The organism is Candidatus Tisiphia endosymbiont of Empis tessellata (assembly GCF_964031035.1).
In the GTDB taxonomy this organism is placed as follows: domain Bacteria; phylum Pseudomonadota; class Alphaproteobacteria; order Rickettsiales; family Rickettsiaceae; genus Tisiphia.
In genome coordinates, this window is record NZ_OZ034997.1 from 41361 (window position 1) to 63408 (window position 22048).

A 22048-nucleotide genomic window follows, 5' to 3' on the forward strand; every position below is an offset into this window, starting at 1 on the left:
ATTTCAGTATGACTTATAAAACCAAACAAACGAAGGTTCTTGTGAAAACAAACGTCAAATCAACTATTAAACTAGCTATTTTGGCAACAACTGTTTTATATAATACATCAGCTTTATCGGCTGAGTATATTAAAAAAATAACTATTCAAGGTAATAAAATAATCGAAAAATCGACTATTGAAAATTACTTAAAGCTTCAAGTAGGAGAAGAATATAATACATCCAAAGGAGATGAAGCAATCAAAAACCTTTACTCAACGTCTTTGTTTGACAATATAAGTATTACACTAGGCAATGGTGGTAATTTGATAGTTACTGTATCAGAAACTCCGTTTATTACTAAAGTAGTGTTTACAGGTAATTCTAAAATCAAAACATCCTCATTATCAAAAGAATTGCTTACCATGTCTGGTGAATCAATGAGTCCAGCTAAAATCCAATTAGATGTGGAAAAAATTAAAGAGATATACAAACGTTCAGGTCGTTTTTCTACAACCGTAACGCCAAAAATTGAGAGACTTGAGAATGACAGAGTAAAAGTTACTTTTGATATTGCAGAAGGACCTAAAACAACTGTTAAAAAAATCTATTTCAGTGGAAATAATAATTACCGTAGTACAGAACTACAATCTGTTATCCTAACAAAACAGTCAAAATGGTTTAACTTTTTAGAAACAAATGATACCTACGATCCAGACCGCCTAGAGTATGATAAAGAATTGTTAAAGGAATTCTATCAGTCAGTAGGATTTGCCGATTTTCGTGTTATTTCTGTTACAGCAGAACTCAATCCAACCAAAGAATATTTTACCATTACTTACTCTATTGAAGAAGGGGCAAAATATAATTTTGGCAACATTACTATTGACAATAAATTACCTAATATTGATATAAATGAAATTAAAAAATATATTAATGTTAAGTCGGGTGATACATTTAATATTAACAGTTTAAATAAAATAGCAAATAAAATCTCTTCACATTTTGCAAGTAAAGGTTATCCAGGAATTAATGTTTACCCTGATATAAGTAGTAAAAACCCTGATAATACTGCTGATATTAAATTTGTTATAGATAAGGCAGAAAAAGTATTTATTAATCAAATTAATATTATGAATAATCTAAAAACTGAAGATAAAGTTATTAGACGAGAATTTAAAATTTCTGAAGGAGATATATTTAACCGTTCTTATATAGAAAAAGGTCATCAGAATCTACGCAATTTGGATTACTTTGAAAAAGTACTTATTAGCGTTACACCAACAACACGAAAAGACAAATATGATATTAATATTGACGTTGAGGAAAAATCAACATCTTCAATTAGTTTTGATGCTGGCTATAACACAGCGGGAGGACCATTTGGACGTATATCATTTTTGGAACGTAATTTAATTGGTACTGGAAAAGTGTTAAATGCTGGAGTACAGGTAGGAAAAAAGAGTATTAGTTACTATGGTGGCATAACCGAACCTCATTTTCTTGATAAAGATGTATCGCTAGGTTTTAATGTTTTCAATAATTATAGCGGTCGTGGGACTTCATTTCTTTCACAAGGAGATCAAAATTATACGTTAAAATCTATAGGACTCAAACCTTCTCTTGGTTATGATATTGCGGAAGACTTAAGTCATGAAATTGACTATACTCTTAAGAGAGATGTATTAAGCTCTCCAGGCAATTCAAGTTCTATATTCTTAACTGAACAGATGGGAAAATTCATCACATCAGCCATCGGACATACTATCACTTATGATCAGCTTGATAGTAGGATTATTCCTAAAAATGGTTATGTTATTAGCGGCACTCAGGAATTTGCTGGTGTTGGGGGTAATAATAAATATTTAAAACATGAACTAGACGGTAAATATTTTAAATCTTTTATCAATAATAAATTCACTTTAAAACTTTCAAGTAGTGTCGGTGATATTATGGGTGTAGGAGGTAAAACTGTAAGAATTTCTGATCGGTTTAATTTGGGTGATTATAGCCTTAGAGGATTTGCTGCTAGTGGAATAGGTCCTAGAGAAAAAACAACAAATGAAGGTCTTGGCGGAGAAAAATATTATACATTTTCAACAGAACTCAACTTTCCAACTGGTTTACCAGAAGATTTTAATTTAACTGGAGCTGTTTTTATGGATGCTGGTAGTCTTTGGGGTGTAGGATTAAATTCTAAAAGTATTTATAAATCTGATAGTTTTTATAATGATAAGTCACTTCGTGCTTCTGTTGGGGTGGGTTTTATATGGGTTACTCGCTTTGCCCCTATCAGAATGGATTGGGCTTGGCCAATTAAAAAGAGACCTTATGATGAAAAGCAACTTTTCCATCTAAAGTTTTCTACACATTTTTAATATTAGACCTCTTTCGAAACTCGCTTGTGCTGAGGGATTTGAAGGAGACGCGGAACGCAGAACCGCAGCGTACTCTAATGTACGTGAGGATTCGAGTACCGCATCGACGTACAAATCACCAGCAGAAGTAGAGTTTCGAAAGAGGTCTATTGTAACATGAGTTCGATATAATATAGTAAAACCCTATATAATTAAGAGATTAAATTTAAAAAAACTTGTAAGCTCTATATGAAATTAACAAAATTATTATTTTATACCATCACTACCTGCTTAGCTTTATCTAGCTGTAAAACTAAGAAGATAGATGAAGATTTAATTGTTCCAGCTCCTGAATTATACAATAATGGCATTGTTTTACTGGAAAAACAAAAATATTTGAAAGCTGCCGAGGAATTTTCTAGAATTTTTTATCAAGATACTGGTAATAAAATGACTCCTCAAGCTGAGTTAATGCAAGCCTATTCTTTATTTTTAGCATGTCAGTATGAGGAAGCGGTAGATGTACTTGATACTTTTATTAAGCTTCATCCAATGCATGAAGATATTGCATATGCGTATTACCTAAAGGCATTATCGTATTATATGCAAATCTCAAATGTACAGCTTGATCAATCAAGAACCTTTTTAGCTAAAGAAAGTTTTGAAGATGTTATAAAACTTTTCCCTAAAACAAAATATTCAATTGATGCGTCTTTAAAAATTGATTTAGTAAATGATCATTTAGCCGGTAAGGAAATGGATGTAGGTCGTTATTATCTCAGTAAAAATAACCCGATAGCTGCTATCAATAGATTTCAGCTTATTGTGGATAATTACCAAACTACATCACATATACCAGAAGCACTTTATCGTTTAGTGGAAAGTTATTTAATGTTGGGACTTAACATTGAAGCAAAGAAATATGCTGCAGTACTTGGTCACAACTATCCGGATAGTAACTGGTATAAATATTGTCAACCGTTTATTAACAACTTTCCAAAGGGACCAAATAAAACACCATCGCAATAATAGAATTTTTTTACAATTCTACTTTTGCTGGTAAATTTTATGTCACTCTTGGGTTCAAATCCATAATGCAGACTTTCATACTGCTTACGGTTTTCTGCTTTTCTTGCCTCTTCTACAAATTCTCTAGCATAAGTACCTTATTTAGGCTCTATATATGGGTTTATTGCAACAGTTTCATTAATATACTCGGTGAACTTCAAGAAGAGCTAGGCAGTAGCAAAGTCGAGCAGCGTAGCGTACATGAGTAACTAGGCAGCTTCGATCTTTGGGGTCGGTGGCGGGGGGAACGCCAATTCTTGAAGTTCTACCTGAGTAGTATACCTGAGTTAACCAATGGTTTAACTGGAATTATGTATGCAGATAAAGGATATATTAAGCAAAACTTATTTACGCGAATTCGGGATAAGAATTAGTTAATTCTTATCCTGAATCCGCATTAGACGGTATCGAGTGACCTAGATGCCCAAATTAGTAACAAAAGTAGAGTTATACAAGAGGCAGAATGTTACAAAGTCTTTCGGTAAAGAATTTTATTTTGATAGACGAATTAGACATAGAGTTTGAAAAAGGACTATGTGTGATTACCGGCGAAACAGGAGCTGGTAAGTCTATTTTGCTAGATGCAATTTTGTTCTCTTTAGGTAACAAATTCTCTGATAATGTAATAAAACATGGATGCGATTATTGTACGGTTGCTACAGCATTTACTCTCAATAATGATTTAAAAAAGCTTTTGGAACAATTTAATATTGAATGTGACCAAGAATTACTAATAAAACGTATCCAAAAATCTGGTAACCGCAAAAAATTTCTTATAAATGATCAAGCGGTGACAGTAAATACCTTACAACAAGTAGCAGATTATTTATTTGAACTTCATGGACAAAATAGCCATACTACCCTTCTTACCCCCTCCTCCCATATTAATATTCTAGACGATTATGGAAACCTTCTAGGTTTAAGAAATGAATTATCTAAGCATTTCAATATTTTACAAGCAACTACTAAAGAAATTAATAAAGTCATAAAAGATAAAGATGCTATAGAACAAGAGATAGATTATTTAAATTTTGTAACCAAAGAATTAAAAACTCTTGATTATCAAGTAGGAGAAGAAGAAAAGCTTACCACTATAAGACGCAGTTTACAAAATCGTGATAAAGAAATACAAGTAACTCAAGATATATTATCATATCTTGAAACTCCTGAAATTGATAAGTCCATTACTAATGTTCAACGTTTAATAGCCCGTAATTTACAGGGAAATGAAGAATTTGCCTCTATTTCATTAAATTTAGATGATTGTTATAATAGTCTAGAAGAAGCACGTATAAAATTACAAAACATTATTAATAACTTCGATACAAATGAATTTAACTTAGATGAAATAGAAGAAAGGCTGTTTAAAATCCGTGATATAGCACGAAAATATAATATTTCTTGCGATAAAATACCTGAATTTGTTGACAATTCTAACCAACAACTAAATGCCCTGAAGGATAAAATTAATAACGTTAAAATCCTAGATATTAATAAGCTAGCTGGTCATAAAAAATATTTTGAACTAGCTGAAACTTTATCGCATCAGCGTTCTAAAATAGCCAAGAACCTAGAATTAGCTATGCAAAAAGAGCTTGAACAACTTAAAATGGAAAAAGCGATTTTTAAAGTAGAAATAGTATCTAAGGATAATATTGCAAACCAAAATGACAATAAACATTTTTTGGAAGACAGGGATACTTCTAAAGTAATGTTATCTAAGGTATCAGATAATGGTATCGATAATGTGCGTTTCGTTGCCTCAACTAACCCTGGTATGCAACTTGCTCCTATTGATAAAATTGCTTCTGGTGGTGAATTATCAAGATTTATGTTAGCACTAAAAATTTGTCTTTTTGATAAACTAATTAAGGAAACTATTATTTTTGATGAAATAGATACGGGAATTGGTGGTATCGTAGCCGATAAAGTAGGAGAAAAACTAAAAAATCTTAGCTCTATTGCTCAAGTTATCACAATTACTCACCAACCGCAAGTGGCAGGTAAGGCAGATCAGCATATTGTCGTTAACAAGCTACAATTGAATGAAAGTACTAAAATTACTATAAAAAATCTAAATCTTCAAGAGAGGCAGGTCGAACTTGCTCGTATGATCTCAGGCAAATCTATTACCGATGCGAGCTTGAAAGCAGCTAAAGAGCTTCTACATCCTTAGCCGTCCTTCCCCTTAAGCAACCACCTTTTTCTTAATTACTTTATTAGGATTTACTTGAAGTTTTTCTTTAATTCTAGCTGCTTTACCACTTAGATTTCTTAAATAATATAGTTTAGCACGACGTACTACACCATATTTAACAACTTCAATCGAATGTACAATTGGTGAGAAAATCATAAATCGTCTTTCTACACCTTCACCATGACTGACCTTACGAACTACAAAAGAAGATGCAACACCACTATTCCTTCTAGCAATTACTACACCTTCATACATTTGAAATCTTTCTAGTAATTTTTCCTTACCATCTTTCTCAACTGTTCGGTCAATTATCTTTACAGTAACCTTTACAGTATCCCCTGCTTTAAAGTCAGGAATCTTTTTATTTTCCGTTAGTTTCAGAATTTGCTGTTGTTCAAACTCTTCAATAATATTCATTACCTTAAACTCCTATAAATATTTAATAAATCCGGTCTACGTTTTTTAGTAATCTCTAAAGATTGCTTGCTTTTCCAATCTTTAATTAATTGATGATTACCAGACAACAAAATACTCGAAACCTCTCTATTTTTCCACTTTGCCGGTCTCGTATATAGAGGACATTCAAGCAATCCCGCGAACTCTCCATTTTCCTCAAAAGATTCTGATTGCAATGTGTCTTGATTCAGTAATACATTCGGAAGTAATCTAATCAAGCAATCAAGAATAGCAAGAGCTGCCACCTCACCACCAGATAAAATATAATCCCCTATACTAATTTCCGTCATATTATACTCTTCAATTACACGTTCGTCAACCCCTTCAAAGCGACCACATAAAATTATTATTTGCTTTTCTTGTATAATTTCACGAGCAATATTTTGGTTAAATAGCTTTCCTCTTGGTGAGGGATAATATATTTTGGCATTAGGATTTGAAGACAAAACATGATCTATACAACTACCCACCACATCTGGACGCATTATCAGTCCGTTACCACCACCATAAGGCTCATCATCAACATTTTTATGCCTAGTTAATCCAAAATCTTTTATATTAACTACATTATAAGACCATATACCCTTTTCTAAGGCTTGTCCTGCAAGGGAATATTGCAAAAATCCAGGAAACATTTCTGGAAATATGGTTAATATTGATGCATGTAATGAAGACATTTAATAAATATGATGAAATTTTAAAATAAAAAAATTGATTTGACTTATATTATAGTTTATATAATTAGGCAATATGAATCCACTAACACTTTATTGTTAATCTTCATCATTTATTTTTCGGAGCATGGCGCAGCCTGGTAGCGCATTTGGTTTGGGACCAAAGGGTCGGGAGTTCAAATCTCTCTGCTCCGACCACAAATTTCATTGTATTTAACATTTAATACCTCCTTTACTATTAAACAAATGTGGGCTGATATGGGGTATCAGTCTAAAGATTTAAAGGGTCTCATTAGGAAAAGTATAACATAGATTTAGAAATTGTTAAACGACCAGCGTGCAAATTTTGGATACCAGAAAGTACACCATCAGAACTATTGTCAACAAGAGAAGTTGGGTTTAAAGTACAGCCAAGGCGATGGGTTGTTGAGAGAAACTTTGCTTGGATAAATAGAAATAGAAGGCTCTCCAATGAATATGATTTTCTTACTGATTCTAGTGAAAATATAATTTTTTTGGCTATGAGTCTATTACTTCTTCGTAGGATATTTATTTCTATTACTTAGTTTGCGGACAAACTCTCAGATACATCCTTTACTCATGAAGCTATATGTGAAAAAATTGTTGAACAAGGTGGATAATTTGTGCTTACTCTTAAAGCTAATTTACATTACCATAGTACACAAACATTTGATAAAATACAGGCAGAAGGTCAGGAAATTAAGAGTTTTGCAGAGAATATAGATTTACAGCATGGGAGAATAGAAAGAAGAAAAATCGAGATAATTGATATGCCATTTGGATATTTAAATGGCATATCAAGCAAATATGCAAAATTACCCGAAAAAGAGAAAAGAAGAACAAGGCTAATGGCTGTAGAAACAGAGAATGTATTAATGATTACTAGCTTAGAGAAAAAGTTTAGTCCAGAAGAATTGTTAAAATTTAACAAAAGTCATTGGTCATGCGAAAATAATTTACACTGGATAAAAGATAAGGTTTTTGAAGAAGATAAGTCAACTATTAGTACTGGAGAAGCTCCGTTAATAATAGACCTCTTTCGAAACTCGCTTGTGCTGAGGGATTTGAAGGAGACGCGGAACGCAGAACCGCAGCGTACTCTAATGTACGTGAGGATTCAAGTACCGCATCGACGTACAAATCACCAGCAGAAGTAGAGTTTCGAAAGAAGTCTAATGTCATTATTGAGGACAACAACTCTTTCTATAATAGCTATATTTTCAAACAAAATTACTGAAATTAGAGAAAATTTTAACAATTATAGACATAGGTTATTTAAACTATTGTCAACTTAAAGTTGGAATTTTTAAACTGCCCTGATTGGATATAGACAAAGGAGTGTTTTACATGACAGCAATATTATGGTATACTGATGCCAAAGTGTAATCAGTCACCAAATTTTCATCAATTGACTATAAATATCAAGTTTATAACTTACAATAATATATTATGAATTTTATCGATGAAGCTAAAATATACTTAAAAGCCGGTGATGGTGGTGATGGAGCGATTAGTTTTCATCGAGAAAAATATATTGATATGGGTGGACCTGATGGTGGTGATGGTGGTCGTGGTGGTAGCATTATTTTTAAGTGCAATTCTCATCTTAATACTTTAGTAAATTTTAGGCATAAACTACATTTTAAAGCAGAAAATGGTGAGAATGGTAAAGGCTCAAACCGTAGTGGGAAGTCTAAACCTGCTTTACTCTTAGAAGTACCAGTAGGAACACAAATATTCTCAGAAAATGGCGATGTTCTACTATATGATTTCACTTCCGATGAACAAACTTTTGAAATTCTTAAGGGAGGCAAAGGCGGGCTTGGTAATAGCCATTTTAAGTCATCTACCAATCAAGCTCCACGGCGTAGGACTGAAGGTGTTGTTGGAGAAGAGATGTGGGTAAATTTACAACTCAAACTACTTTCAGATGTTGGTCTTATAGGTCTACCTAATGCAGGAAAATCGACTTTTCTTGCAACCACGACATCAGCAAAACCTAAAATTGCTGATTATCCATTTACCACACTAGCCCCTAATCTTGGTGTGGTTTATGTAGATGATGAAGAATTTGTGATAGCTGATATCCCAGGTTTAATAGAAGGGGCTCACTTAGGACATGGACTCGGTGATAAGTTCCTAAAACATATTGAGAGATGTAATTTATTGATTCATTTGATATCAGCAACAAGTGATAATTTGATTGCTGATTATAGAACTATTAGGAACGAGCTTGAATCATATTCAAGCTTATTAAAAAATAAGCTCGAAATAATTTGTTTGAATAAGTGCGATGTTTTGTTAGAAGAAGAAATTAAAGACAAAATTATAGAATTGCAAAAAATTACTAGTGAGGAAATTTTTGTAGTGTCTAGCTATACAAGAACTGGATTAAATAGGGTAATTAAAAAAGCTCTTGAAAACGTAAAAAACACAAATCACCCCAAATTGGGGTAAATTAGCTCCCTCCCATATATTTTTCAAACTTATTTTTCTCATCCCGATATTTATCTGCATCCGGTAAGGCTGGTTTTCTAACGGCAATATTTGCCCAAATGCTCGAGAAAAATTTCGCTCTCTCTATCCAATCAATCAGCTGTTCTGACTCTGACTTAATAGCTTTAACCGGACACTCAAGCTCGCATACTCCACAATCAATACATTCATCGGGATTAATCACCAACATTAACTCCCCTTCATAGAAACAATCAACAGGACATACTTCTACACAATCAGTATATTTACATTTTACACATTCATCGGTAACAACATAAGTCATAAATTGTCATACTCCTTGAACTTGGTGATTAAAACGCAAGTTCTCAAACCTAAAACTAATAGAAAATATAGTATAGCACTTATCAACATTAGCACTAAGGGCAATAACATAGAATTATCAATTGTCGGACTACCCAGCCTTAAAACACTTGCTGGCTGGTGTAAACTATACCAAATATTTACCGAAAATTTTACTATAGGAACATTGATAAAACCAATCAGAGCAATCACCGAAGCTGGTTTTTCAGTACGGCTTATCCTATCACCACTATTTACCACCACGATATAACTTAAATAGAGCAAGAATAGTACGAACATTGAGGTAAGTCTAGCATCCCAAACCCACCATGTTCCCCAAATAGGCTTTCCCCATAATGCCCCCGTCACCATACTAATCATGCAAAAAACTGCACCAATAGGGCTACTGGCCACTGCCATTAAGAACGACATTTTAGTCTTCCACACTAGGTTAGACAAACTACAAATAGCCATAAATGTATAAATCCCTAGTGCCATCCAAGAAGCTGGTACATGAACATACATAATCCTGACCATATCACCTTGTTGGTAATCTGGCGGCGAAACTATCAAAGCTTGATATAACCCCAACCCCATTATTACTAACATTGCAACTAGCAATAATGGTAGCATGGTTTGCACTAACTTACTAAAAAAATAAGGGTTTAGTAATTTAAACATTTAGACATTTGATTAATTATTTTTAAATATTGATTATAAAATAAATCACTATTGATGTTAGTCACTTGCCAATTCTCACTTTCAATTGCCACTACTTCTACTTTAAAATTCTTATACAGAGCAACATCTTGATCGAGACTTAGCAATAAACATTTACTATTGGACATGCTTAATAAATGCTCAAGATTACTAATATATTTGAGACTCTTTTGATCAGAGCTATATAATTTTGCAACTCTTTTTTGGCTATTATCAAAAAAATATTCTAAACTATCACTAAGTAAAATAACATCTGTCAAAGGTCCTAATTTTTCATTTTTGATTTTCGTAAGTCTCTCTATTTGTTTTTTTGCCTCTTCAAAATTTTGGTAAACAGCTGAACTAATCTCAGGAAATCGTCCCACTAATATCTGAGATAATTGTTCTAATAATATTTTTATATTATCTAAATCAAGCCAAATATGCCAATTATTATAGGAGTTATGATTAATAAATTTTAGCCCATTAAAATTACTAATTTTAATGACATTTTTACTATGACCATTCATTAATTTGCCAGCAAAGCCATCAAATTGCTCATCTATATAAAATACAATATCTGCATCTTTGACTTTTTTCAGATCACTAGGTCTCAAATTATAGTGATGTGGGCAATCATTGTTATTGGCAATAGCAACAATTTCTGCTTGCTCTTTCACTAACATCGCTATAATGCTTGCTAGTGGGGTTATGCTAGTAACAATTTTTATCCTACCTACGTTAGCAAAAGATACCTGACTAAGTAATATCATAATTATAGCAATAAAAATGCTAGCACTAATATTAATTTTCATTTTTTTCTAATAATTCAAGTAATTGATGTTTATTAAGTGTAAAATCACTGGCAATCCAAGATTTCTTTAATTTATCTATCACTGTGCCAATAGCTTTACCATGAATATTTAATTTCTGCAAATCATGCCCATTTATTGGAAATACTGATCGGGGTTTGGATTGGTATCTATCTAGAAATTTATTTGCTATATCTCTATTTAATTTACCTAATGATACTAGAGTAATGATATATTGCAAATAATTATCAGGATAATCAGCCGTTTCCCACCAAATTTCTCGTAATATAAATTCGTTGATTTCTTTATTAACAAATCTAAGTATAGTAATGATTTTGAGGGCGATTTGCCGAGAAAATTTTAAATTTAGTAAATCACTTAGTGGTAAGCTCTTTATATGGTAAAATAAAAGTGAATACCTAGTGTAAGGCTCTAAAGAACCAAAATTAATTGCTTCCATCAAAGGTTTTTTATCAAATTTACTAACTGGTAATATTATTTGCAATATGCCATTATCAAACATTTGCTGCAAAATATTAGGACTATTATCTGAGATAATCAACTTGTCCATCTCCCATTTTATCCGTTCCTTTGATAATAATTTAAGATTTTCTCGCAATTTAATACAGGCATCTAGCCCATTACGATCTAACTGTCTTGCATAATAACAGGAAAAACGGAAGAATCGTAAAATACGTAAGAAATCTTCTTCAATTCGTTCAAATGGCTGTCCGATAAATATTACCTTAGATTCTCGTAAATCATCTATTCCACCAAAATAATCATAAATTTTATGCTCAAATGGACAATAGCTTAGTGCATTAATAGTAAAATCTCTTCTAGTAGCATCCTCCATAAAATCATCAGTAAAAATAACTTCTGTGTGCCGACCATCACATTTTATATCTTTTCTAAGTGTAGTAATCTCAAATTTCTCATTATTTAATAAAGCCGTAACTGTGCCATATTTTATACCAGTTAGGATAACATTAATATTGGCTGTTGATAAAATATCTGTTACTTGCTCTGGTAATAAATTGGTTGCTATATCAATGTCGTAGTTAACAACACCAAGAATAGCATCCCGAACAGCTCCTCCGACAATCCTTGCTACTCCGCCACCTAGTTTAATTATTGACAAAATTTCTTTGTAATAGCGTGATTGGATAGATAATTCTTTTTTTACAATGTACATTATAAAAACACCTTATTTTGTGTCATTATTTACAAGCATATTCTTGATTTCATTCAGTGTTAGCTTTTGTTTCTTTAATCGTTGAATTTCTATACATTGTTCAATCATTTCAGATGAGTAAAGCTGATAGCGTGATTTAGTAACATCAGCAATTTCAAGCAAGCCTTCCTTAGTCCAAAAACGAATTGTTGACACAGTTTCACTGACAGCTTTTGCAAGCTTACCAATTCTTAATAATTTCTCTGATAATACTACATCTGAAGAGTTTACAGAGTTTGCTGCTTTAAGATAAATATCAAGAGAACGATTGACTGCATTAAATATAATCTTTTCATAGGATTCTTTTGAACCACCAAGTTGTGCAGTTTCTAGAGATGTTACATAAGGTAACCTCTCTTGTAGTCTAATAATAGCCGGTGGATAACCTACCATTATTAGAATTAAATTCATCAATAATCGCGCTGTTCGACCATTCCCGTCTAAGAAAGGATGGATAGTTACTAGTCGATAATGTGCTTCTCCTGCAAGTGCTGCAGGATGCATATCTTTAGATGAGTTTAGCCATGCAATGAAATCTGCCATCAAGTTTGGTACTTTTACTGGATTTGGCATTATTACCCTTGAACCTGAAATACGTACTGCTACTTGCCTATAATATCCAGCATTATAATCATCGATACCCTTTAGGATGAGAGCATGAATTGATAAAATATCGTTTTCAGTAATTTCACAAATTTTCTTTTGCTGTATTTCATGGATTAAGTCCAAAGCTTGTGCATGATTTTTTGCCTCAAGATGTTCTACTAACGATTTTCTACCAACTGTTAAGCCTTTTTCAATTACCACAGCAGTTTCCAAACGCGAGAGAGTATTACCCTCAATAGCATTACTGGTATAAGTCAACTCTACCTTAAACCACTGCTCCAAGTTTTTAACCAACTCTGGAGTTAATGGTCTGATTCTATCCAGTTGCTTTTTTTTGTTGTCTAGTAGGTCATATTTCATATAGTAAAATATAAAGTATCACTTAATGCTTTTCAACAATTATTTTATCATCTATATTTAATAATTAATTCCCTACTAAACTACTAGCAAATGCAGCCGGATCAAACGGTTTTAGATCGTCTACCTTCTCCCCTACCCCTAAAAAATATACTGGTAAGGCGAATTTTTGTACGACTCCTACCACTACACCAGCTTTTGCCGTACCGTCTAATTTAGTGACTATCAGACTTGTTATGTTAGCAATAGCGGTAAATTGTTCAACTTGGTTATATACATTCTGTCCAGTGGTCGCATCAATTACTAATATACTATGGTGAGGAGCTGTATCATCAATCTTCTTAATAACCCTAATAATTTTGGCAAGTTCTTCCATCAAATTCTTCTTGTTATGCAACCTTCCAGCTGTATCAATAAATAATACATCAACATCATTTTTTATTGAAGACTGCATAGCAAGATAAGCAACACTAGCAGGCTCAGCTGATTCTTCACCAGTAATAAACATTGAACCACTTTTATCAGCCCAACTAGATAATTGACTAACAGCAGCAGCCCTAAATGTATCACAAGCAGCAATTGCTACTTTTTTCCCCTGTCTACGATAAATGCTGGCTAGCTTGCCTATTGTCGTAGTTTTCCCTGACCCATTAACACCGCAAACTAGGATAACATTAAGCTTTTTATCATGTAATTCAAAATTTTTACTAGTTTTTACCAATAATTGCCCGATAATGTCAGCTAGCTGTTCTTTGATTACCAAACCACTTACTTCTTTATCAAATTTGATAGCTCTTAGTTTATCGACCAGCTCTATTGCCACAGAGGCTGTGATATCTGCAGATATTAACAACTCCTCTAATTCATTTAAAGTTTGCTCATCTAGTTTTTTTTTATAAAATATCTGGTCAATGCCCGAAGATATTTTATTTGAACTATTAACTAATACCTGCTTTAATTTAGTAAATATAGATGTCATTTTACCGCCGCTCTTTTAAGTCGATTATTGATTGCAACGCCAATACCAACCTCTGGGATAGAGGCAACGGCAATTGCTAATCCATTTAATTCTGCGTAATTATCCAATATTCTAAGACTGGCAAATAAGTTGCTAGCAGCGATAGTTAAGTCTCCGGTTAAACTTAAATTAAGCGAAAAATTACCCTCTAGCTTACTATCAGCAAAATTAAGCCCTACCTCATTAGCTTCTAAACTCTCTGCATTCAATCTTACTTTAACTCTTGGCGAGTAATGTTTATTCATCATCCCCGGAGCTTTAATTTGCATCAAGCTGGATGTTTTATCTAGTTTCTTACCAATTACCTTCTCTAACGCTTCCAGCGTAATAAAACCATCTCGCAAAATAGTTAAGTTATTAGTAGTACTATCTACTATGGTTGATTCTATACCATATTGACACTTACAATCATTTAAATTATCCTCTAAAATAAAAATATCTTGGTCATTTGCAAAATGTTCTTTTACATGTTGTAAAGTCGTGCTACTAATATAGCCTGATGGGTTAGCACTAGGGGCTGCTATCGCCGTGCATGACTTTCTTATTAGCTCCAAAGCTATATTATGTGATGGTATACGAAGGGCAACCGTTGTCATCCCAGATAATACTGATGCTGCTATATTTGCCCCACTTTTTAATGGTACAACAATCGATAAAGGTCCTGGCCAAAACACCTCACTTAACTTAATGGCATCTGCATTAAATTCTCCGATAGTTTTAGCTTGGCTCATGGTTGCCACATGAACAATTAGAGGATTTATGCTTGGACGCTTTTTTATCTTAAAAATCTTCTGACAAGCTTGCTCATTACTAGCATCCGCCCCAAGTCCATATACTGTTTCTGTTGGGAATGCTACTACATTGCCAGATTTTATAAATTTAGCAGCTTGTCGTAATGTATCGCTCACCTTACGCATACCCCCATGACAATTTAAAAATTATCAAAGAAATCCAAAACGTCATTGCGAGGAGGCGTGAAGACGACGAAGCAATCCATTCCTGATCACTTTTTCGGATTGCTTCGTTGCCACTAAAGTGGCTCCTCGCAATGACGGTTGAACCGAAAAACGACTCCTTACAATGATGTTTAAGACACCAACCTAATTCATTTGTACTAATCATAAAGCACTAAATTTTGCTAATTTATCAAATAATTGGGTAACCATTCTGAGCAACAATAAACGATTATTGGCAATGTTATGATCTTGATCTTTGACCATAACATTATCAAAAAACTCATTGACAGGTTTTAATATTTCTAGTAACAGGCTAAGAGTTTTAGTAAAATCTTTTTCTACAATATAGTGATCTATTTGTTTAGAAACGTTTTCTAATGATAAAAATAATTGTTGCTCATATTGTGAAATAAAAGCCTTTTGATCAACTTCTCCTTCTATATTACTACCTTCTAGTATATTATTTGCTCTTTTGTAAATAGTTAATAAATTCTCACCATCCACTCCAGCGAGAAACTTTTGTAAAGCACCGAGCTTTATTTCGCTAATCACTAAATCTCTTTCAATATCAAAATCAAGCACCGCATTAATTAACGATATGTCATAGTGATTTTTAAAATAATATTTGGCTCGTTCTTCTAAGAACTCTAAAATTATCTGACTAGTTTTATTATCGCTAACCCGATTTGTGTCATTGCAAGGAGGCGTGAGCCGACGAAGCAATCCATTTCTAGTCACTTGTTTGGATTGCTGCGTCGCTACTAAAGTAGTTCCTCGCAATGACGTTTGTGAATTGGAAGTAACATTAGTAGGGTTAGCTATACTCGTTATGTTTTCTTTAGAGTATAGCTGAATTACATAGACAACTAATTCCTTAATATCAATATTTAATTTATTAGCTAAAATTATCCTAATAATACCTAATGCTTGCCGTCTGAGTGAGTAAGGGTCTCTTGAACCATTTGGCTCTTCTCCTATTAATATCAAACCTACCAAACTATCCAGTTTATCAGCAATCGCCAATATTGCACTATTTCCCATTGGCAAACTATCCGATGGCCCTTGTGGTTTATAATGATCTCTTATTGCCAAAGCAATCTGATCATTTAACCCTTCGGCTTTGGCGTAATAATATCCCATAATACCTTGCAGTTCAGGGAATTCTCCCACCATTTCAGTTATTAGGTCACTTTTACACAGTTTAGCTGCTACTTGCAAATCCTGATTTCCTGGCATTAGATAATTACAAATATCATCAATTCTCTCTGTTTTTTGTTTGATACTGCCAAGCTTTGCATGGAAAGTTATCTGCTCAAGCTTTGGCAATTTTGATTCTAAACTATTAGATAAATCCTGCTGATAAAAATATAACGCATCAGATAGTCTAGCAGCTAGTACTTTTTCGTTACCACTTATTATAACATTTTGATCATGTCGCATATTACTAACAAAAAGAAAATAAGAGGCAAAATTACCAGCTTGGTCAAAAGTACTAAAATACTTCTGATGGGTACGCATTGAGCTAACTAGTACTTCACTAGGTAACTGCAAAAATATCTCAGGTATTTTACCCGCCATAACAACTGGCAACTCTACTAGCCCTATTACTTCTTCTAATAATTTCTCATCCTCTTTTATCACTAAATTAAGTGAATTGGCTATTTTTGATAGCTGACTTTTTATTATCTCCTTACGTTCTGCTTGGTCAATAATGACATTACTCTCCCGCAGCTTATTCTGGTATTCAGAAAAACTGTCTATAGTAATCGGTTCAGGACTAAGAAATCTGTGCCCAAAGGTAATATTATTTGCCGTCAAATGTCCATATTTAATGGCTAGTATTTCTCCATCAAATATACATAAAATATTCCTAAGCGGTCTAATCCAACTTATATCATAATTCCCCCAATACATAGATTTTGACCAAATATACTTACTAATTGCTTTAGGAATTATCTCTTGCAATAATACTCGTATATCGGTTTCTATGGTACTCTTTACTATTATATAATATAATTGCCCTTGCACTAATAGCGTAGATAATTTATTTTGCTCAATATTATTTGATCGACAAAACCCTTCTACAGCCTGCTGCGTTGCCGAAACTTTTGGTCCTCTTATGGTAATCTCTTTTGGTAGTATAGATTTTGGTAAATTTGTAATATGTACAGCAATTCTCCTAGAGCCAACATATAGCTGAACATCAGCAACTAGCTCGCTTTCTTGCAAGATTGTCGTAAATATGGTTTTATAGCTTTCCGCTGCATTTTTCTGCATCAAAGCTGGTATCTCTTCGCTAAAAAGTTCTAATAATAACTCACTCATATTAACTCTTCTTTATCTTCTAGTTACACGAATTTGGGATAAGAATTAACTAATTCTTATCCCGAATTGAGGTTAATTCTAACCATTTATTACAGCACATTTTTGCCAAATTACGTATCCTGAGTATGTAAGATGCTCTCTCTGTTACACTAATTACCCCCCGGGCATTTAACAGATTAAAAAGATGACTAGCTTGAATACAATAATCATAAGCTGGCAAAGGTAAATCTGCAGCGATTAATTCATTACATTGTTTCTCACTATCAATAAAATGCTGAGATAATATGGCTATGTCAGCTAATTCTAAATTAAATTTCGAAAATTGTTTTTCAGCGGCAAAATCTACTTCGCCATAGGTTAAAGCCTTTTCTCCAACTTGACCATTCCAGTCAAGATTTTTTACCTCATTGATTCCTTGTATATAAAGTGCCAGACGTTCTAAACCATAGGTAATCTCACCAGCCACTGGACGACAATCAATACCACCAATTTGTTGCATATAAGTAAATTGTGATACTTCCATACCGTCACACCATATTTCCCAACCAAGCCCAGCAGCACCGAGACTAGGAGACTCCCAATCATCTTCAACAAACCTAATATCATGTTTTTGCAAATCTATACCAAGACATTCAAGACTCTTTAAATATAGCTCTTGTATATCATCAGGAGAGGGTTTTAGTATAACCTGAAATTGATAATAATGCTGCATTCTATTAGGATGCAAAGCGTATCTACTATCATGAGGACGCCGAGAAGGTTGAACATAAGCTACAAACCAAGGTTTTTTACCAAGAGTTCGTAGTACAGTAGCAGGGTGAAAAGTACCAGCTCCAACATGAGCGTCATATGGCTGCAAAATTGCACAGCCATAATCTTGCCAGTAATTTTGCAAGGTCAAAATAATTTGTTGAAATGATAATTTTTGCATATTGGTAAATTTGTTTATTTTTTAGACTCCGCTACCTTTGCAGGAATGACATCGTTTTTAGTTCTATAGGTATCATGACTTACGTTGGCTTTTTGATCCACGTTAGCAAAGTCTATACTGGAATAACACCGAGGTTGCTTAAGTTAACAAAACTTGTACAGTTGATAGAAATGGTTAAATCTTACTCCATGTTCCCATTGAATCCTGTTTATAACAATCAATTACCGGTGTTGCAATAGTTAGTTCATTTATTGCTTTAACTATTAGACTTAAATTATCCAAACCATCGTATATTATAATTATTCTTTGAAAATGTGCAACATAGTGTTTGTTATTAAGAATTTCTTGTATATCAAATGGGGCAATGATTATTAGAATGCTAGCTTGATTAGGATTCTCTAACTGATGAGTAATATAGACTGCTTGTTTTTCTGGTAATGGATCAAGCTTACTACCATGCGGAATAAACTGTTTTCTAGAATAAGTCCATATCATCTTATTCAGTGACTCTTGGACTTCAATATCTGGAGTTAAAACTACAATCCTTAAATTACTATGATAAGATTTTTCTACTAAAAGGCAGGTTGTCTTATATAGTAATCCTTCAGCAGTATGGTAAAGACTAAATTGTTGCATGATAATTCTCTTAATATTTAAAACTTGATTATCGAGTGTTACATCAAATTCAGGTTATTAGAAGCCCTCTATCTCTACCTTCCAAATCCTTATAAACTTGCTTAACCGTATAACCATAACTAACAAAAATTTCTGTAACAGCTGCCAATTGATTAAAACCAATCTCTAAGAATAATTTACCATTTTGTTTTAAAAATCCCTTGGCTTCTTTAGCGATTATGTAATATGAAGCTAATCCATTATCTTCAGCAAATAATGCTAAGTGGGGTTCATATTTTAGGGTCTCAGAAGACATATAAACAGTATCATCAAAAGAAATATATGGTGGATTACTTACGATAATATCAAATTTTTGCTTTTCTAGATTATCAAACCAGTTGCTATTAATTATTTTCAATCTATCAATAACTTTATGTTTTATGGCATTTTGACGAGCAATAATAATAGCTTCGTTACTTATATCAGTCGCAGTTACATTGATATTATCATTTAGCATTTCCAATAATAAGCTTACAGCAATACAGCCACTACCAGTACCAAGCTCCAATATTGTTAGCTCGGCATTTGTTTCAATACCCTTTAATTTAACATTTTTTAAAATTGCATCTACAATAATCTCAGTATCTTGCCGAGGAATAAGTACTTTATCATTTATAATAAACTGGTAACTATAAAATTCTTTATATCCTACAATATAGGCTATTGGCTCTAGTAATATACGCCTATTAACCAAATCCTCAAAAATAATTTGCTCTTGTTGCGTCAATTCTTCTTCTGACCTTGCTAATAAATATTCAATAGATTTACCAGTTACATGCTGCATCAATATGCGTGATTCTAGGTTTGCTGATTTAATACCTACTGTTTGTAATTTGCTAGTAGCATAAATTAAGGATTCTTTTATATTCATGCAATTATTTCCATAATATCCGGCGGTAGGGGTGATTCAAATTCTAATAATTTATCACTTACCGGGTGGGAAAAACTTATATACCAAGAATGTAATGCTTGCCTCTTGAAATCCATTAATTTTTTTGGTACTATGCTAAGATTAGAGCTAATTTTCCTGCTATTTTTGCCATAAGTCTGATCCCCTACTACCGAATGTTTTAAATGACTCAACTGCACTCTGATTTGATGAGTTCGCCCAGTAGTAAGTCGACATTCTACCATACTTATAATACCATCAAAAAATATTTCCTCTGTTTTATAATGAGTAACCGCCTCTTTGCCACCAAATTTTAAAACAGTCATTTTTTGCCGTGTCAAACGGCTTCTTCCGATATTATTTCTAATAATTCCTTGTTGTGGATTTATAATACCCCAAACTAATGCTTTATATTTGCGTATAAGATTACGGCTTTCTATCTGACTGGCAAGATGTTGATGGGCAAAATTATTTTTGGCAACAACCATCAAGCCTGATGTATCTTTATCTAAACGATGAACTATACCAGGTCTTTCTAACCCTCCTATGCTAGATAAAGATTTTGCATGGTGTAACAAAGCATTTACCAAAGTATCATGATGGTTTCCACTACCAGGATGTACTGTCATACCAGCTGCTTTATTGATAACCATTAAATCTTCATCTTCATAGAAAATATCAAGTTTAATATCAGCTTCCTGCATTGTTAAAGGCTCAGTATCTTTAAAAATTACTGAAATAAGATCATTCTCCTTGACCTTAAAATCGGAATCAGAAATAATCAAACCATTAACTTGTACTTGCAAGCCATTTATGAGCTTCTGAATTTGGCTTCTAGATGTTTTACTGATAAGGCTTACCAAAGCCTTATCAAGTCTAAACCCATCTAGATTGTTAGGTACGTTATATTCTTCCATCTACTACGAAATATTTTTTAAAATAATAAAATGACTCATTTAACAAAAAAAATCAATCAACTAAAATGGTTGCAAACAATTGGTATAGATTATTATTTTTCAGAATCAACTATTAATCAGCAAAAAATACAGATTAATTCTAATATTAAAGCTAAGCCGATTAGTATTCCACCAGCTCTACCTAGCTCCAACAGTCCTGGTCATTCCCACGTAGGTAAGAAGCCAGAGCTTGTACAAAAACAGGATGACATCATTTCGTTGTCTAGAACTTTAGCTGACTCAGCTCGCAATTTAGAAGAATTAAAAAAACTACTAATGGATTTTGATGGTTGTGGTTTAAAGAAATTAGCTAATAAAACCGTATTTGCTGATGGCAATCCACAAAGTTCTATAATGTTTATTGGGGAAGCACCGGGTAGTAGCGAAGATGCACAAGGGATACCATTTTGCGGGGAAAGTGGTAAGTTACTTGATAATGTATTAGCCTCTATCAATATTTCAAGAGAACATAACGCTTATATTACTAACACTGTATTTTGGCGGCCACCAGCCAACCGCCAACCAACGCAAGAAGAAATAGATATTTGCCGACCTTTCGTTGAGAAGCATATCGCTTTAATAAACCCAAAACTAATTGTTTTAGTGGGAAACGTTGCAGCAACCAGCTTACTTGGCAAAAATGCTGGTATAAGTAAAATTAGACAAGAATATTATTTATATACCAATCAGTATCTTACCAAGCCAATTCAAACCACTTCTATCTTCCATCCTGCCTATTTGCTTAGACAACCAATGCAGAAAAAAACCACTTGGTATGATTTACTAAAAATCCATGAATATATCAATACAAGTGGGATATAGGGTGTTGTCAAACTACCATAGTACCCTACATTTTTATTTCACTACTGTTAAGGGGTCTTCCGAGCGTCATTGCGAGAAGCCGCTGAAAGCGGCGACGCGGCAATCCAAGATACGCGAAGCGTTACTCTAAAAAAACAGCTTCGCTGTTTACCTGGATCGCCACGGCATCTAAAGATGCCTTGCTATGACGATTATAGAAAAATGTAGGGTAATATGTCAA

The 22048-nt window shown here is 33.3% G+C and carries 20 protein-coding genes, 1 tRNA gene and 1 pseudogene; 8 read left to right on the forward strand and 14 right to left on the reverse strand.

What is annotated here, in order from left to right:
* Positions 1-8: 8 nt before the first annotated feature.
* The 3 genes from bamA to recN all read left to right on the forward strand — a co-directional run bounded on the left by bamA (position 9) and on the right by recN (position 5580).
* Positions 9-2357, forward strand: a complete 2349-nt coding sequence (gene bamA / locus AAHM86_RS00245) for an outer membrane protein assembly factor BamA (RefSeq protein ID WP_342267848.1) — start codon at positions 9-11, stop codon at positions 2355-2357.
* A 228-nt stretch (positions 2358-2585) separates the two neighbouring features.
* Positions 2586-3365 (forward strand): outer membrane protein assembly factor BamD, encoded by a 780-nt coding sequence (locus tag AAHM86_RS00255; RefSeq protein WP_342267849.1) that lies wholly within the window; start codon positions 2586-2588, stop codon positions 3363-3365.
* A gap of 502 nt (positions 3366-3867) precedes the next feature.
* Positions 3868-5580, forward strand: a complete 1713-nt coding sequence (gene recN / locus AAHM86_RS00260) for a DNA repair protein RecN (protein ID WP_342267850.1) — start codon at positions 3868-3870, stop codon at positions 5578-5580.
* 12 nt (positions 5581-5592) lie between these two features.
* Here recN and rplS read toward each other — a convergent pair whose 3' ends face one another.
* Entirely contained in the window at positions 5593-6018 is a 426-nt protein-coding gene (rplS, locus tag AAHM86_RS00265) for a 50S ribosomal protein L19 (protein ID WP_341747533.1), read from the reverse strand.
* Positions 6018-6734 carry a tRNA (guanosine(37)-N1)-methyltransferase TrmD gene (gene trmD, locus AAHM86_RS00270; RefSeq protein ID WP_342267851.1) on the reverse strand — a complete coding sequence of 239 codons (717 nt, stop codon included), beginning with the start codon at positions 6732-6734 and terminating at the stop codon, positions 6018-6020. The genes rplS and trmD overlap by 1 nt, the downstream gene beginning before the upstream one ends.
* 118 nt (positions 6735-6852) lie before the next feature.
* Here trmD and AAHM86_RS00275 point away from each other — a divergent pair.
* The 4 genes and pseudogenes from AAHM86_RS00275 to obgE all read left to right on the forward strand — a co-directional run bounded on the left by AAHM86_RS00275 (position 6853) and on the right by obgE (position 9209).
* A tRNA-Pro gene (locus tag AAHM86_RS00275) sits at positions 6853-6929 on the forward strand.
* Positions 6930-6956: 27 nt separating this feature from the next.
* Positions 6957-7297: pseudogene (locus tag AAHM86_RS00280) on the forward strand (transposase); the annotation flags it as partial.
* A gap of 78 nt (positions 7298-7375) precedes the next feature.
* Positions 7376-7909 carry a transposase gene (locus AAHM86_RS00285; protein WP_342267852.1) on the forward strand — a complete coding sequence of 178 codons (534 nt, stop codon included), beginning with the start codon at positions 7376-7378 and terminating at the stop codon, positions 7907-7909.
* Positions 7910-8201: 292 nt separating this feature from the next.
* Positions 8202-9209, forward strand: coding sequence for a GTPase ObgE (gene obgE / locus AAHM86_RS00295; protein ID WP_342267853.1), 1008 nt, complete (start codon positions 8202-8204; stop codon positions 9207-9209).
* A gap of 1 nt (position 9210) precedes the next feature.
* Here obgE and fdxA read toward each other — a convergent pair whose 3' ends face one another.
* The 12 genes from fdxA to AAHM86_RS00355 all read right to left on the reverse strand — a co-directional run bounded on the left by fdxA (position 9211) and on the right by AAHM86_RS00355 (position 20967).
* Positions 9211-9531 (reverse strand): ferredoxin FdxA, encoded by a 321-nt coding sequence (gene fdxA, locus AAHM86_RS00300; protein ID WP_342267854.1) that lies wholly within the window; start codon positions 9529-9531, stop codon positions 9211-9213.
* On the reverse strand, positions 9528-10229 hold the full coding sequence (locus AAHM86_RS00305) for a heme ABC transporter permease (protein WP_342267855.1): 702 nt from the start codon (positions 10227-10229) through the stop codon (positions 9528-9530). Before AAHM86_RS00305 ends, fdxA begins: the two co-directional genes overlap by 4 nt.
* Positions 10214-11062 carry a metal ABC transporter substrate-binding protein gene (locus AAHM86_RS00310; protein ID WP_342267856.1) on the reverse strand — a complete coding sequence of 283 codons (849 nt, stop codon included), beginning with the start codon at positions 11060-11062 and terminating at the stop codon, positions 10214-10216. Before AAHM86_RS00310 ends, AAHM86_RS00305 begins: the two co-directional genes overlap by 16 nt.
* Positions 11052-12254 (reverse strand): CCA tRNA nucleotidyltransferase, encoded by a 1203-nt coding sequence (locus AAHM86_RS00315; protein ID WP_342267857.1) that lies wholly within the window; start codon positions 12252-12254, stop codon positions 11052-11054. Before AAHM86_RS00315 ends, AAHM86_RS00310 begins: the two co-directional genes overlap by 11 nt.
* A 12-nt stretch (positions 12255-12266) precedes the next feature.
* Positions 12267-13259 carry a Fic family protein gene (locus tag AAHM86_RS00320; RefSeq protein WP_342267858.1) on the reverse strand — a complete coding sequence of 331 codons (993 nt, stop codon included), beginning with the start codon at positions 13257-13259 and terminating at the stop codon, positions 12267-12269.
* Positions 13260-13323: 64 nt separating this feature from the next.
* Positions 13324-14235 carry a signal recognition particle-docking protein FtsY gene (gene ftsY / locus AAHM86_RS00325; protein ID WP_342267859.1) on the reverse strand — a complete coding sequence of 304 codons (912 nt, stop codon included), beginning with the start codon at positions 14233-14235 and terminating at the stop codon, positions 13324-13326.
* The gene (locus AAHM86_RS00330; protein ID WP_342267860.1) at positions 14232-15191 is read right to left on the reverse strand and encodes an L-threonylcarbamoyladenylate synthase; all 960 of its coding nucleotides are present in this window, start codon (positions 15189-15191) and stop codon (positions 14232-14234) included. The genes ftsY and AAHM86_RS00330 overlap by 4 nt, the downstream gene beginning before the upstream one ends.
* Before the next feature lie 201 nt (positions 15192-15392).
* Positions 15393-17555, reverse strand: a complete 2163-nt coding sequence (glyS, locus tag AAHM86_RS00335; protein ID WP_342267861.1) for a glycine--tRNA ligase subunit beta — start codon at positions 17553-17555, stop codon at positions 15393-15395.
* Positions 17556-17604: 49 nt separating this feature from the next.
* The gene (locus tag AAHM86_RS00340) at positions 17605-18486 is read right to left on the reverse strand and encodes a glycine--tRNA ligase subunit alpha (protein WP_342267862.1); all 882 of its coding nucleotides are present in this window, start codon (positions 18484-18486) and stop codon (positions 17605-17607) included.
* A gap of 174 nt (positions 18487-18660) precedes the next feature.
* The gene (locus AAHM86_RS00345; protein ID WP_342267863.1) at positions 18661-19122 is read right to left on the reverse strand and encodes a DNA polymerase III subunit chi; all 462 of its coding nucleotides are present in this window, start codon (positions 19120-19122) and stop codon (positions 18661-18663) included.
* 49 nt (positions 19123-19171) lie between these two features.
* Complete coding sequence (gene prmC, locus AAHM86_RS00350) at positions 19172-20032, reverse strand: peptide chain release factor N(5)-glutamine methyltransferase (RefSeq protein ID WP_342267864.1); 861 nt, start codon at positions 20030-20032, stop codon at positions 19172-19174.
* Entirely contained in the window at positions 20029-20967 is a 939-nt protein-coding gene (locus AAHM86_RS00355; protein WP_342267865.1) for an RluA family pseudouridine synthase, read from the reverse strand. Before AAHM86_RS00355 ends, prmC begins: the two co-directional genes overlap by 4 nt.
* Positions 20968-20997: 30 nt before the next feature.
* Here AAHM86_RS00355 and AAHM86_RS00360 point away from each other — a divergent pair, with 30 nt between their 5' ends.
* Positions 20998-21828 (forward strand): uracil-DNA glycosylase family protein, encoded by an 831-nt coding sequence (locus AAHM86_RS00360; RefSeq protein ID WP_342267866.1) that lies wholly within the window; start codon positions 20998-21000, stop codon positions 21826-21828.
* The last annotated feature ends 220 nt before the right edge of the window (positions 21829-22048 follow it).

What these genes read in the sequence shown, in the direction of transcription:
- bamA (WP_342267848.1), top strand. Translation starts at nt 9, where the DNA reads ATGACTTATAAAACCAAACAAACGAAGGTTCTTGTGAAAACAAACGTC.
- recN (WP_342267850.1), top strand. Translation starts at nt 3,868, where the DNA reads ATGTTACAAAGTCTTTCGGTAAAGAATTTTATTTTGATAGACGAATTA.
- AAHM86_RS00355 (WP_342267865.1), bottom strand. Translation starts at nt 20,967, where the DNA reads ATGGAAGAATATAACGTACCTAACAATCTAGATGGGTTTAGACTTGAT.
- AAHM86_RS00345 (WP_342267863.1), bottom strand. Translation starts at nt 19,122, where the DNA reads ATGCAACAATTTAGTCTTTACCATACTGCTGAAGGATTACTATATAAG.
- AAHM86_RS00320 (WP_342267858.1), bottom strand. Translation starts at nt 13,259, where the DNA reads ATGAAATATGACCTACTAGACAACAAAAAAAAGCAACTGGATAGAATC.
- prmC (WP_342267864.1), bottom strand. Translation starts at nt 20,032, where the DNA reads ATGAATATAAAAGAATCCTTAATTTATGCTACTAGCAAATTACAAACA.
- AAHM86_RS00340 (WP_342267862.1), bottom strand. Translation starts at nt 18,486, where the DNA reads ATGCAAAAATTATCATTTCAACAAATTATTTTGACCTTGCAAAATTAC.
- trmD (WP_342267851.1), bottom strand. Translation starts at nt 6,734, where the DNA reads ATGTCTTCATTACATGCATCAATATTAACCATATTTCCAGAAATGTTT.
- ftsY (WP_342267859.1), bottom strand. Translation starts at nt 14,235, where the DNA reads ATGACATCTATATTTACTAAATTAAAGCAGGTATTAGTTAATAGTTCA.
- obgE (WP_342267853.1), top strand. Translation starts at nt 8,202, where the DNA reads ATGAATTTTATCGATGAAGCTAAAATATACTTAAAAGCCGGTGATGGT.
- AAHM86_RS00310 (WP_342267856.1), bottom strand. Translation starts at nt 11,062, where the DNA reads ATGAAAATTAATATTAGTGCTAGCATTTTTATTGCTATAATTATGATA.
- AAHM86_RS00315 (WP_342267857.1), bottom strand. Translation starts at nt 12,254, where the DNA reads ATGTACATTGTAAAAAAAGAATTATCTATCCAATCACGCTATTACAAA.
- AAHM86_RS00360 (WP_342267866.1), top strand. Translation starts at nt 20,998, where the DNA reads ATGACTCATTTAACAAAAAAAATCAATCAACTAAAATGGTTGCAAACA.
- rplS (WP_341747533.1), bottom strand. Translation starts at nt 6,018, where the DNA reads ATGAATATTATTGAAGAGTTTGAACAACAGCAAATTCTGAAACTAACG.
- glyS (WP_342267861.1), bottom strand. Translation starts at nt 17,555, where the DNA reads ATGAGTGAGTTATTATTAGAACTTTTTAGCGAAGAGATACCAGCTTTG.
- fdxA (WP_342267854.1), bottom strand. Translation starts at nt 9,531, where the DNA reads ATGACTTATGTTGTTACCGATGAATGTGTAAAATGTAAATATACTGAT.
- AAHM86_RS00305 (WP_342267855.1), bottom strand. Translation starts at nt 10,229, where the DNA reads ATGTTTAAATTACTAAACCCTTATTTTTTTAGTAAGTTAGTGCAAACC.
- AAHM86_RS00330 (WP_342267860.1), bottom strand. Translation starts at nt 15,191, where the DNA reads ATGCGTAAGGTGAGCGATACATTACGACAAGCTGCTAAATTTATAAAA.
- AAHM86_RS00255 (WP_342267849.1), top strand. Translation starts at nt 2,586, where the DNA reads ATGAAATTAACAAAATTATTATTTTATACCATCACTACCTGCTTAGCT.